This window comes from Kribbella qitaiheensis, assembly GCF_042657745.1.
Lineage (GTDB): Bacteria > Actinomycetota > Actinomycetes > Propionibacteriales > Kribbellaceae > Kribbella > Kribbella qitaiheensis.
The window spans coordinates 18,158-29,880 of the sequence record NZ_JBHSKE010000004.1; the positions used below are offsets into that span (position 1 = coordinate 18,158).

At 68.8% G+C, this 11,723-nt stretch carries 11 protein-coding genes; 8 read left to right on the plus strand and 3 right to left on the minus strand.

Annotation, left to right across the window (positions count from 1 at the left end; all coding sequences use genetic code 11):
- Positions 1 to 28: 28 nt before the first annotated feature.
- Positions 29 to 1,318, minus strand: coding sequence for an aspartate aminotransferase family protein (locus ACFPJ1_RS02690; RefSeq protein WP_380101175.1), 1,290 nt, complete (start codon positions 1,316 to 1,318; stop codon positions 29 to 31).
- A gap of 99 nt (positions 1,319 to 1,417) precedes the next feature.
- Here ACFPJ1_RS02690 and ACFPJ1_RS02695 point away from each other — a divergent pair, with 99 nt between their 5' ends.
- The 7 genes from ACFPJ1_RS02695 to dhaK all read left to right on the plus strand — a co-directional run bounded on the left by ACFPJ1_RS02695 (position 1,418) and on the right by dhaK (position 8,618).
- On the plus strand, positions 1,418 to 2,515 hold the full coding sequence (locus ACFPJ1_RS02695; RefSeq protein WP_380101177.1) for an LOG family protein: 1,098 nt from the start codon (positions 1,418 to 1,420) through the stop codon (positions 2,513 to 2,515).
- A gap of 61 nt (positions 2,516 to 2,576) precedes the next feature.
- Complete coding sequence (locus tag ACFPJ1_RS02700; RefSeq protein WP_380101178.1) at positions 2,577 to 3,281, plus strand: alpha/beta fold hydrolase; 705 nt, start codon at positions 2,577 to 2,579, stop codon at positions 3,279 to 3,281.
- A gap of 98 nt (positions 3,282 to 3,379) precedes the next feature.
- Positions 3,380 to 5,188, plus strand: a complete 1,809-nt coding sequence (locus tag ACFPJ1_RS02705) for a hybrid sensor histidine kinase/response regulator (protein WP_380101180.1) — start codon at positions 3,380 to 3,382, stop codon at positions 5,186 to 5,188.
- A 121-nt stretch (positions 5,189 to 5,309) separates the two neighbouring features.
- Entirely contained in the window at positions 5,310 to 6,170 is an 861-nt protein-coding gene (locus tag ACFPJ1_RS02710; RefSeq protein ID WP_380101181.1) for a class II fructose-bisphosphate aldolase, read from the plus strand.
- Positions 6,167 to 6,982, plus strand: coding sequence for an HAD-IA family hydrolase (locus ACFPJ1_RS02715; RefSeq protein WP_380101182.1), 816 nt, complete (start codon positions 6,167 to 6,169; stop codon positions 6,980 to 6,982). Before ACFPJ1_RS02710 ends, ACFPJ1_RS02715 begins: the two co-directional genes overlap by 4 nt.
- Positions 6,979 to 7,626, plus strand: coding sequence for a dihydroxyacetone kinase subunit DhaL (dhaL, locus tag ACFPJ1_RS02720; protein ID WP_380101183.1), 648 nt, complete (start codon positions 6,979 to 6,981; stop codon positions 7,624 to 7,626). Before ACFPJ1_RS02715 ends, dhaL begins: the two co-directional genes overlap by 4 nt.
- On the plus strand, positions 7,623 to 8,618 hold the full coding sequence (dhaK, locus tag ACFPJ1_RS02725) for a dihydroxyacetone kinase subunit DhaK (protein WP_380101185.1): 996 nt from the start codon (positions 7,623 to 7,625) through the stop codon (positions 8,616 to 8,618). Before dhaL ends, dhaK begins: the two co-directional genes overlap by 4 nt.
- Positions 8,619 to 8,637: 19 nt before the next feature.
- On the opposite strand, the gene rlmN is transcribed toward dhaK, so the two are convergent.
- Together rlmN and ACFPJ1_RS02735 are read right to left on the minus strand one after the other, a co-directional pair.
- Positions 8,638 to 9,759: a dual-specificity RNA methyltransferase RlmN gene (rlmN, locus tag ACFPJ1_RS02730; protein ID WP_380101186.1), complete on the minus strand. Its 1,122-nt coding sequence runs from the start codon at positions 9,757 to 9,759 to the stop codon at positions 8,638 to 8,640.
- 94 nt (positions 9,760 to 9,853) lie between these two features.
- Positions 9,854 to 10,756, minus strand: a complete 903-nt coding sequence (locus ACFPJ1_RS02735) for a LysR family transcriptional regulator (RefSeq protein WP_380101187.1) — start codon at positions 10,754 to 10,756, stop codon at positions 9,854 to 9,856.
- 100 nt (positions 10,757 to 10,856) lie between these two features.
- Here ACFPJ1_RS02735 and ACFPJ1_RS02740 point away from each other — a divergent pair, with 100 nt between their 5' ends.
- On the plus strand, positions 10,857 to 11,696 hold the full coding sequence (locus ACFPJ1_RS02740) for an SDR family NAD(P)-dependent oxidoreductase (RefSeq protein ID WP_132298804.1): 840 nt from the start codon (positions 10,857 to 10,859) through the stop codon (positions 11,694 to 11,696).
- Positions 11,697 to 11,723: the final 27 nt, after the last annotated feature.

Consider the following 11,723-nt stretch of genomic DNA (forward strand, 5'->3'; position numbering starts at 1 on the left):
TCAGCTGTCCGGATTCAGCTGTCCGGGTTCAGCGCAGGGTGTTGAAGGAGTCCCGGAGGATCTCCAGCGCCTCAGAGGTCTCCTCCTCGGTCAGGGTCATCGGCGGGGCCATCCGCAGGACGTTGCCGTAGAGGCCGCCCTTGCCGGTCAGCAGGCCGCGGTTCTTCGTCTCCTGCTGGAGCTTGGCCGTGGTCGCCGCGTCCGGCTTGTCGTCCTCGGGATGGACGATCTCCGCGGCGAGCATCAGGCCCTTGCCGCGCACGTCGCCGAGCTCGGGGAACTCCTCCGAGATCCCGCGCAGGCCGTCCAACAACTGCGCGCCCCGCTTGGCCGCGTTGGCCTGCAGGTCGTTGTCGACCAGGTACTCGATGGTGGCCTTCGCCGCGCTGGTCGAGATCGGGTTGCCGCCGAACGTCGACAGCGAGTTCGCGCTCAGGCTGTCCATGAGGTCCGGCCGCGCGACCACCCCGCCGATCGCGAACCCGTTGCCGAGGCCCTTGGCGAACGTCATCGCGTCCGGCACCACGTCGTGCGCCTGGATCCCCCAGAAGTGCTCACCGGTCCGGCCCCACCCGGTCTGCACCTCGTCGGAGATCAGCAGGATGCCGAACTCGTCGAGCACCTCCTTGAACGCGGCGTACATCCCGTCGGGCGGTGACGAGAAGCCGCCGACGCCCTGGATCGGCTCCAGGATCAGGCAGGCGACGTCGCCCGCCGTACCGGTGTCGATGACGTTGCGCAGGTCGTCCACGCAGACCTTGATGTACTCGGCGTCCGGGAGATCCTTGAACGGGCTGCGGTAGCGGTACGCGCCCTGCACGTACTGCACGTTCACCGGCGACAGGCTGCTCGCGGACCAGCCGCGGTTGCCGGTGATGGCGACGGTGCCGAACCCGCGTCCGTGGTACGAGTTGCGCATCGCGAGCACCTGGTTCGAGCGGCGCTTCTGGGTGGCGAACAGCATGGCCGCCTCGTTCGCCTCGGTGCCGGAGTTGGTGAAGAAGACCTTGGCGTCCTTGATCCCGGACAGCCCGGCGATCTTCTCGGCCAGCTCGATCTGGCGGCGGATCAGGTACACCGTCGAGGTGTGCGCGACCCCGCTGGCCAACTGTTCGCGGACGGCGTCGGAGATCTCCGCGATGTCGTACCCGATCGCGTTGGTCAGGATGCCGGCGAAGAAGTCGAGGTACTCCTTGCCCTCACCGTCGGTGACCCGGCGCCCGGATCCCTTGACCAGCTCGATCGGCTCCTCGTAGTACAAGGCGAGCCAGTCCGGCATGACGGCCTTGTGACGCTCCCACAGCTCCGCATGTGTCATGTCTTAGCAATACCTCATCTCGGTCGTGACTGATAGAGCCGTCCTGTCAGCGTGATTCGCCGCGCGTCGTGGCTCTCGCGGTGACTTAGGGTGCTGATCGTGACGACCCCGAGCATCCCGCACCTGGACATCGAGTCCCTGGCGCACTTCGACAAGGTAACCGCCGCCGGAGCCACCTCGATGATCGGCTGGCGGGTGCAGTCGGTGGATCTGACCAGCCGTACGCCGGTGCTGCTGAAGCTGTCGCCGATGGGGTCGGTGTTCCTCGGCTGCGAGCTGGCGGAGACCGCGGCCGCCTGGATCCGGGATGGCGGCGGGCTGATCTTCCCGGCGATCCCCGAACTGCCCTTCGACCCGTACCGCGGCAGCCTGTACACCGCGGACGACCTGTACGCGGGCTTGCCTTCGGGGTACGAGGCGACTCCGGATGCGCAGATCTACGCCTGGTCGCGGCAGCACGACGAGAAGGGCGACACCAGCCGGACCCTCGCGGCCGCGCTGCACGACCACTCGATCGCGGACGCGCTGCACGAACTCCCCGGCGGCAGGCCGTGGATCGGCGTGATGGGCGGCCACGGGATCGCCCGCACCAGCCCGACGTACCGGTCGGCTGTCCTGCTCGGCCGCACGCTCGCCCGCGCCGGTCTCACCGTCGCCACCGGCGGCGGCCCGGGCGCGATGGAGGCCGCGAACCTCGGTTCCAGCCTCGCGTCGTACGACGATGCCGTGGTCGACGCTGCTCTCGAGGCACTGGCGGAAGTGCCGTCCTTCAAGGCGTCCGTAGCTGCCTGGGCCTCCACCGGCCTCGCCGTACGCCGAGACTTCCCGGGCGACGGTGGCGTCTCCATCCCCACCTGGTTCTACGGCCACGAGCCCCCGAACGTCTTCGCCTCCGCGATCGCGAAGTACTTCTCCAACGCCCTCCGGGAAGACGTCCTCCTCAGCCGAGCCCGCGGCGGCATCATCTACCTCCCCGGCGCCGCCGGCACAGTCCAGGAGATCTTCCAGGCCGTCACCCCCAACTACTACAGCGACCCGGCCACTCAGATCCCGATGATCCTGGTCGGCATCGACCACTGGACGGTGAAACTACCGCTCTGGCCCTTGCTGCGGTCTCTGGCGACGAACCGCCCGATGTCAGCCTCGATCCACCTGGTCGACACCATCGAAGAAGCCGCCAAGCTCGTCAGTCCGTGAACGCTCTGCCCAGCGGAGAACGTCGTACGGATTGTCGGCGGGACTGTCTACCCTGACCCGCATGGCGAATTATGTGTTGGTCTCTGGGGCGTGGCTTGGTGCGTGGGCTTGGGACGAGGTGGCGGAGGAACTGCGACAGGCGGGGCATGGGGTCTATGCGGTGACATTGTCCGGGCTGGCCGAGCGGCGGGATGAGGCGGCAGCCGAGGTGGGACAGGCTCAGCATGTCGCGGACATCGTGTCCGTCGTCGAGGACAACGATCTGCGAGACGTCGTGCTGGCGGGGCACAGCTACTCGGGGATTCCGACGGGGCAGGCGGCTGGGCTGATCGGCGATCGGCTCCGGCGGGTCGTCTATGTCGACTCGAACGTGCCCACCGACGGGAAGTCGTTCGTCGACGGCTGGTCCGACGAGGGCCGTGCGTGGGTCGAGGGGCAGTTGGCCGAGAGCGGTGGATTCTGGCCGCCGTTGGCTGCCGAGGACTACGCCGGTCAGGACCTGTCCGATCAAGTTGTCGCGACGATCGTCGAGCGGTCGACTCCCCATCCGGGCCTCGCGATCACCGAGCCGGCCAAGCTCGTCCGGCCGATCTCCGAACTCCCGACCACCTACCTCAAGTGCCTGATGGACGGCGCCGTGCCGTCCACCGACGTGCTGGAGCTGCTGAGATCCGACTCCTGGGAGCTGGCCGAGCTGCCGACCGGCCACTGGCCGATGTTCTCCCAGCCGGCAGCCCTCGCGAAGGTCCTCCTCCAGGCCGGCTGACGAAGCAGGAAACCGGCGGGCCTCTCCCGGCCTGTGCTACACAGGAATCCACGCATCACAGGATTCTTGCTCGGCGCGTCCCGGAGGGAGGCTCGGCGGTGACTGTCCGCGGCGGGGCTGTTCGGCCGGGTTCGACGCTGGCCGCTCGCGTCGAAGCGTTGAACGCGGTCGCCGAGGATCTCGCCGGCGAGCTGATGCTGCAACCGTTGCTGGAGCGGATCCTGCGAAGGTGCACCGAGCTGATGGGCTGTTCGGCCGGCTCGATCTCGAGCGTCGACGAGGCCGCGGGCACCTACCGTAAACAGGCCGACATCGGTATCCGGTGCCAGATGGGCCAGGTGTTCCCCCTCGGCGAGGGGATGACCGGCGAGGTCGTCCGCCGCCGCGGCCCGGTCTGGTTCGACCGGTACGACGACGTCGCGGGCGGCCACATCAGCGCCGAGGACCGGGCGACTCTCAAAGGTGTGATCGGGGTGCCGCTGGAGTGGCGCGGCCGGATCATCGGCGCCTGCGTCGTGTTCTCCCGGGAGGAGTCCCGGAAGTTCGACCGGGCCGACGCCGATCTGCTGCGGATGTTCGCCAAGCACGCGACCGTGGCGCTGGTGAACGCCAACTCCTACGAGGCCGCGGAAGAGCGGGCCCGGCTGCATGCGGCCTCGGCCGAGCGGGAGCGGCTCCTCGACGAGGTACACGACCTCCTCGCCCAGGGCCTCGACGAAATGCTGTCCGGGCTCGAGACCGCGGAGCGGCTGGCGCCCACCGACGGTGAGCTCGCCCACCATCTCCGCCAGGCCCAAACGTCGGCCAGGGACACGGTCGCGTCGATCCGCCGGGCGCTCCTCGGCGCTGGTGTCTCGCCACTGGACGGACACAGCCTCGAAGACGTGTTGCGGTCCGAGCTCGGCTGGGCGGCGCGGGCCCGAGGGCTCGACGCTCGCCTGGTGGTCGCCGGAACGCCGGTGCCGCTCGACCCGACGCTGGCACAGCACGTCCTGCGCATCGCGCAGGAGGCGATCACGAACATCGTGCGGCACTCGCGCGCGAACACGGTCAGGGTCGGACTCGTGCACGAATCCGCTTCGCTCTCGCTGCTGGTCCAGGACGACGGGGAGGGCTTCGCGGCCGGGCAAGCTCTGCACGAACCGGACGAGAACCGGACCGGCCTCGGGCTGCGCCGCATGAGCGAACTGGCCCACGCGGTCGGTGGTTCGCTCTCCGTGGACTCGATGCCAGGCTGGGGCACCAGCATCCGCGCCTGGTTCCCGTACCAGCGCACGGAGGCGGCGGACGACGCCCGGGTGGAAGTGCTCGTGGTCGCCGAGCAGCCGATGCTGCGCGCCGGGCTGTCGCGCCTGCTCGCCTGGTCCGAACCGGCGTTCTCGGTGGTCTGCGAGGCTGCCACGACCGCCGAGGCGATCGACTCGGCGGCGGCGCTGCGGCCCGCGGTGGCGATCGTCGCGACCGACCTCGCCGGCGGTGCGATGGAGTTGATTCACGCGTTGGCGGAGACCAAGCCCGCGCCCGCGGTGATCGCGATCTGTCCACCCGGCGACCACCAGGCCGTGGTCGATCTGCTCCTCGCCGGTGCTCACGGATGCGTCGAGACCTCGGCGGACGGTGCCGCGCTCGCCCGTGCGGTGGCCGCGGCCGCACGCGGTGAGTCGATCGTGCCGCGCGGTGAGGTCTGGGAGGGCAGGCTCGCGAGCGACCCCAACACGGAGGGGCTGACCGCACGCGAGCGGGAGGTCCGCGCGCTCGTGCAGCAGGGGCTTCCGGACCGGGCGATCGCCGAGCGCCTGGTGATCGCCGTGAAGACCGTCGAGAAACACGTCGGCGCTGTGCTGCGCAAGACCGGAGCACGGAGCCGCTCGGAGTTGATCGCGGCTTCCCACGGCCATCTGAGCTGACTCGGTGCGGTAGGGACATCCCCCACAACAGACGGGTGATTTCCCGAATGTCACCCAGCGGTCGCCGCTCCTAGCGTTGCCTGTGTCTGCAGGTGACTCTGACGCGCTGGAGGTGTCCGGCATGGGTGTAGTACCGCTGAAGGAGATCGTCGATCGGGCGCTGGCCGACCGCTACGGCGTACCGGCGATCAACATCGTCAACGATCTGACGCTCGAGGCCGTGCTCGCGACGGCGGTCGAGCAGCGCTCCCCGATGATCATCCAGACCTCGGTCAAGACCGTCCGGTCGGTCGGTGCGGACGTGCTGATGGCCATGTGGCGGAGCATGACCGCAGGCATCGAGGTGCCGGTGACACTGCACCTGGATCATTGCCCGGACCGCTCGGTGATCACCGACTGCCTCGCCAAGGGCTGGAACTCGGTCCTGTTCGACGCCTCCGCGATGCCGGTCGAGGAGAACCAGCGACAGACCATCGAGGTGGTGCGCGAGGCGCACGCCATCGGCTCGCACGTCGAGGGCGAGATCGAGTCGATCACCGGCGTCGAGGACGACCACGGTTCCGACGAGGAGTCGAAGCGGCAGACGCTCGAGGTGTCGCTGACCTTCATCGAGGCGACCGGCGTCGACGTCTTCGCGCCCTCGATCGGCAACGCCCACGGCATCTACTCGAGCGCGCCGGAACTGGACGGCCAGCGGGTCACCGACATCGTCGAAGCCACCGGCATCCCGATCGCGCTGCACGGCGGCAGCGGGCTGACGGACGCGCAGTTCCAGGACCTGATCGCGCGTGGCTGCGCGAAGGTGAACATCTCCACGGCCCTGAAGATCGCGTACATGAAGGCGAATCTCGCGTATCTGCGCGACGCCGAGGCCCGCGGCTCGTGGGATCCGCCGTCGCTGTTCGCCCACGTGCGCACCGACGTGGTCAATCTCGTCACCGGCCTCACCGACCGCTTCGGCAGCACCGGAAAGGCCTGGTGAGCGTGGTGTCCGACGAGCGGTTCGCCGTCGTCTTCGACGTCGACGGCACGCTCGCCGACACCGAACGGTACGGCCACCTGCCGGCGTTCAACCAGACCTTCGCCGAGTTCGGGCTCCCGGTGCGGTGGACCGAGGACGAGTACGGCGAGAAGCTCCGCATCGGTGGCGGCAAGGAGCGGATGGCCAGCCTCCTCACGCCCTCGTTCGTGGCCGAGGCCGGACTGCCGCCCGATCCCGAAGGCCAAGCGCAGGCCGTTGCCCAGTGGCACAAGCGGAAGACCGAGATCTACACCGCCATGGTCGCCGCCGGTGCGCTGCCGGCCCGGCCCGGGATCGCTCGGATAGTCGAAGAGGCGTACGCCGCCGGCTGGGTCCTCGGGATCGCGTCGACGTCGGCCGAGGCCTCGGTCCGCGCGGTACTGGATCACGTCGTCGGCACCGCCCGGGCCGGTGATTTCACCGTCCTGGCCGGCGACGTCGTGCCGCGCAAGAAGCCGGCGCCGGACATCTATCTGCTGGCACTGGAACGCCTGGGGATGACCGCCGACCGAGTGGTCGCGGTCGAGGACTCGCGGCCCGGACTCACCGCCGCCGTCGACGCGGGTATCACGTGCGTCGTAACCGTCAACGGCTACACCGAGCACGAGGATTTCGCCGGCGCCGCGTTCGTCGTCGACTCGCTGGGCGACCCGGGCGCCGAGCCGGTCGCAGTACTGGCCAATCACAGCCCGGCCAAACCCGGCGCGTACATCACCCTGGCCGACCTGGCGGCGACGCTACCGGCGATCACTGAACGGAGGCAGCAACCGTGACCGACCCGGTGACGAACTCACCGGTCGAGCGGGTGGTCAACACGATCGCCCGTACGGCCGTGGCGAACGAGAAGTACTTCGGCGATCTCGACGCGGTCGTCGGCGACGGCGACTTCGGCTACTCGCTGGCGCGGGGCTTCGAGATCGTGCTGAACGACTGGGACAGCTACGACCGCACCGACATCTCCACGTTCCTCAAGAAGATCGCCGTCGTCGTCACGAGTCGCATCGGCGGCACGTCGGGACCGATCTGGGGTACGGCGTTCCTGCGCGCCGCCGCGGTCACAGCCGGGAAGTCCGAGGTGGACGGACCGACCGCGGTGGCCATGCTCCGCTCCGCGGCCGACGGCATCATGGCCCGCGGTGGCGCGAGCCTCGGCGAGAAGACGCTGCTGGACTCGCTCGTTCCGGCGACCGATGAGATCGAGCGCCAAGTGGAACAAGGCCACGACGCGCTCACGACCCTGCAGGCAGCCGCGGCGGTGGCCCGGTCCACCGCGGACGACACCGCGAAGCTCCAGGCACGCCGCGGGCGTGCCGCCTACACCGGCGAACGCAGCATCGGCAGCGTCGATGCCGGCGCGACCGCGGTCGCCGTCATGTTCGAAGCATTGGTGCAAGAGTGGCAAGGAGACCCAGCATGAAGAAGTTCGTGAACGCTCCCAAGGATTTCGTCCCCGAGATGCTCAAGGGCCTCGCCCTCGCGAATCCGGACACGCTCAAGTACGTCCCGGAGTACAACCTGATCATGCGCACGGATGCGCCGAACCCGGACAAGGTCTCCGTCATGCAGGGCTCCGGCTCCGGCCATGAGCCCGCGCACGTGATGATCGTCGGCAAGGGCATGCTGGACGCCGCCTGCCCGGGTGACGTGTTCTCCGCGCCGCCGATGGACTACGTGCTGGAGACGAGCAAGCTGCTCGCGTCGCCGAAGGGCGTGCTGCACATCGTCAACAACTACACCGGCGACCGGATGGGCTTTGACATGGGCCGCGAGATGGCCGAGGCCGACGGCGTGACGATCAAGACCATCGTGGTCGACGACGATGTCGCGGTGTCCGACTCGACGTACACCGTCGGGCGTCGTGGCGTGGCCGGCAACTTCTTCGTCATCAAGGCGGTCGGCGCGGCGTCGGAGGCAGGCGCCGATCTGGACGAACTGGTCCGCATCGGCGAGAAGGTGAACTCGGTGACGCGCAGCATGGGCATGGCGCTCACGTCCTGCACGCCGCCCGCGAAGGGCAGCCCGCTGTTCGACCTCGGTGACGACGAGATGGAGATCGGCGTCGGCATCCACGGCGAGCCCGGCCGCCGCCGGGAGAAGCTCGCCGACGCGAACACGATCATCGACGAACTCGTCGAGGCCGTCGCGACCGATCTGCCGTACGAGCGGGGTGACAACGTCGCGCTGATGATCAACGGCCTCGGTGGTACGCCGATCAGCGAGCTCTATCTCGCCTACGGCCGCGCCCACGAGCAACTGGCCGATCGGGGTATCACAGTCGGTCGTAGCTATGTCGGCGAGTACTGCACATCACTCGACATGGCCGGCGCATCGGTCACGCTGGTGCGGCTGGATGACGAGATCACCTCGCTGCTCGCCGCGCCTGCCGAGGTCGCCGTACGGATCTTCTGACGCTCGGTTCTTCTGAGGCTCAGTCGCGGTTGGCTGCGGCGAGTTGGCCGCAGGCGCCGTCGATCTCCTGGCCGCGGGTGTCCCGGACAGTCGTCGGGATGCCACCGGCCTGGAGACGGCGGACGAACTCACGCTCGTCGGCCGGGTCGGAGGCCGTCCACTTGGAGCCCGGGGTCGGGTTCAGCGGGATCAGGTTGACGTGCACCCAGCCCCAGTCACCGCGGGCGGCGAGCTTCTCCGCCAGCAGGGACGCGCGCCAGGCGTGGTCATTGATGTCGCGGATCATCGCGTACTCGATGGAGACGCGGCGCTTGGTCTTCTCGGCGTACCCCCAGGCGGCGTCGAGAACCTCGTCGACCTTCCACCGGTTGTTGATCGGGACCAGCTCGTCGCGCAGTTCGTCGTCCGGCGCGTGCAGCGACAGCGCCAGCGTGACCGGGATGCCCTCGGTCGCGAGCTGGTTGATCCGCGGTACCAGGCCGACGGTCGACACCGTCACGCCGCGGGCCGAGATACCCAGGCCGTCCGGCGCGGGCTCGGTGAAGCGGCGAACCGCGCCGATCACGGCCTTGTAGTTGGCCATCGGCTCGCCCATGCCCATGAACACGATGTTGTTGACCCGCCCAGGACCACCGGCGATCTCGCCCCGGGCCAGCGCGCGAGCACCGTCCACGACCTGCTCGACGATCTCGGCGGTGCTCATGTTGCGGGTCAGCCCCGCCTGACCGGTCGCGCAGAACGGACAGGCCATGCCGCAGCCGGCCTGCGAGGAGACGCACATGGTGGTGCGGTCGGTGTAGCGCATCAGTACGGACTCGACCAGCGAGCCGTCGAGCAGCTTCCACAGCGACTTGCGGGTGGTGCCGTTGTCGCACTCCATGTCGCGGACCTTGGTGAGCAGCGGCGGCATCAGCTCGGCGACCAGCTTGTCCCGGGTCGCGGCGGGCAGATCGGTCATCTCGGCCGGGTCGGAGACAAGCCGGGAGAAGTAGTGGTTCGACAACTGCTTGGCGCGGAAAGCAGGCTCCCCGAGCGCCGTCACCGCCGTACGACGCTCCTCCCCGCTGAGGTCGGCCAGGTGCCGCGGCGGCTTCTTGGCACGGCGCGGTTCATCGAAAACAAGCGGGAGGGAGGTAGTCATCGCCCTCGATTGTCCCCCGCGAGCCACCCCGTTCACAAATTCACATCAGTGACCCTGGCCACCAGGCCTTTAGATCTGGATCGAAAGGCTCCGACTATCCGGCCGTCGTCACGTCTGATTCGGCGGCCACCTCGGTCACGATCTCGAGCACTGCCTGCAGCGCCGGTGAAGTGTTGCCGGGCAGCCAGACCATCTCCGTGCTGATGGACTCGCCGTTGATCGGCACGAACACCACACCAGTGCGCCGAAGACTGTTCGCGGACCGGGCGAGCCACGTCACCCCTACCCCGGCCGCGACCAGCCCGAGCAGTCCCTGCGGACTCGGGTCACGCTGCACGACCTTCGGGACGAACCCCGCCTCGCGGAACTCCTTGTCGTGCACCAGGTGCCAGGGCTCCCACGAACTGCGCGGTGCCAGCACCCAGTTCTCGTCGGCCAGGTCCTTGAGGGTCACTTCATCCCTGTCTGCCAGCGGATGACCCACTGGGAGTACGGCGCAGACCGGCTCGGTGGCCAGCGTCCTGGTCGCCAGTCCGTCGACCAGCGGCGGGCGGGAGAACGCGACGTCGTACCGGCCGGTGGTGACGCCCTCGACCAAGGCGCTGATCGTGGTCTCCTCCGTGCTGAGTTGCAGGTCCGGTAGGCGCTCCCGGACAGCCCGGACCACCAGCGGCAGAAGGTAGTTCGCCGTGGTGGACAGGAAGGCGAGCCGGAGGCTGCCGATCTCCCCGCGGACCGCCCGAGTGACTACGGCGACCGCGTCGTCGGCGCGCTGCAGTACGGCGCGTGCCTCGGGCAGGAAGAGCGTGCCGACCTCGGTCAGTTCCGTGCCCCGGCTGTCACGATCGAACAGCTTGGCGCCGAGCGTGCGCTCCAGCAGGGTGATCTGCTGCGAGAGCGACTGCTGGGCGATCAGCAGCCTGGCCGCGGCCCGGGTGAAGCTCGACTCCTCCGCGACGGCGACGAAGTACCTCAACTGCCGGAGATCGGGGGTCACAGGCTCAGGCTACTGCCGCGGCAGGAAACCGGTGTTGGTCCGGGGCCAGGCCGCGACGAAGACTCGAAGAGAAGGAAACACCACTGGAATCGGAGCAAAGATGAGCAACGAAGGACAAGACCGGGTGTGGCTGATCACCGGGTGTTCGACCGGGTTCGGCCGCGAACTGGTGCTTGCCGCACTGGCCGCCGGCGACCGGGTGATGGCCACCGCGCGCCGGCCCGAGGCGCTGGCCGACCTGGCTGAGCTCGGCAACGGCCGGGTCAGCACGGCGGCGCTGGACGTCACCGATCCCGCCTCCGTCGAGGCCGCCGTACAGGCGACGCTCGCGGTGTTCGGCCGGATCGATGTCCTGGTCAACAATGCGGGCTCGCTGGTGATGGGTGCGCTGGAGGAGGTCGGCATGAAGAGGCTGCGTGAGCAGTACGACGTGGTCTTCTTCGGCGCCGCCGAGGTGACCAGCGCGGTCGTACCGGTGCTGCGCGAGCAAGGCCACGGGACGATCGTGCAGATGAGCTCGCTCGGCGGTCTCAAGACGTACCCGGGCTACGGCGCCTACAACTCGGCGAAGTGGGCGCTCGAAGGGTACTCGGAGGTACTGGCCGCAGAGCTGGCGCCGCTGGGCATCCGGGTGCTGATCGTGGAGCCGGGAGCGTTCCGTACCCCCTTCAACCGCAACAAGGTGACCACCCCGGAGTTGTCGGCCTACAAGGACTCCGCCGGGTTGACTCGGCAGGCCACTGAGGCGCTGCTGGACTCGGAGGAGAACGACCCGGTGAAGGGCGTGGCGGCGATTATGAAGGCGCTCGACAGCGACAACCCACCGCTGCGCCTGCTGCTGGGCAACGACGCCGTCGACGGCTTGCGCGAGCACCACGAGGCACTGCTCGCCGAGGTCACCGAGTGGGAAGAACTGAGCCGCTCGACCGCCATCTCCTGAGGTAAGCCGACCGGGCCGCCGCTAGGC

What these genes read in the sequence shown, in the direction of transcription:
- dhaK (WP_380101185.1), top strand. Translation starts at nt 7,623, where the DNA reads ATGAAGAAGTTCGTGAACGCTCCCAAGGATTTCGTCCCCGAGATGCTC.
- rlmN (WP_380101186.1), bottom strand. Translation starts at nt 9,759, where the DNA reads ATGACTACCTCCCTCCCGCTTGTTTTCGATGAACCGCGCCGTGCCAAG.
- ACFPJ1_RS02690 (WP_380101175.1), bottom strand. Translation starts at nt 1,318, where the DNA reads ATGACACATGCGGAGCTGTGGGAGCGTCACAAGGCCGTCATGCCGGAC.
- ACFPJ1_RS02700 (WP_380101178.1), top strand. Translation starts at nt 2,577, where the DNA reads ATGGCGAATTATGTGTTGGTCTCTGGGGCGTGGCTTGGTGCGTGGGCT.
- ACFPJ1_RS02740 (WP_132298804.1), top strand. Translation starts at nt 10,857, where the DNA reads ATGAGCAACGAAGGACAAGACCGGGTGTGGCTGATCACCGGGTGTTCG.
- ACFPJ1_RS02710 (WP_380101181.1), top strand. Translation starts at nt 5,310, where the DNA reads ATGGGTGTAGTACCGCTGAAGGAGATCGTCGATCGGGCGCTGGCCGAC.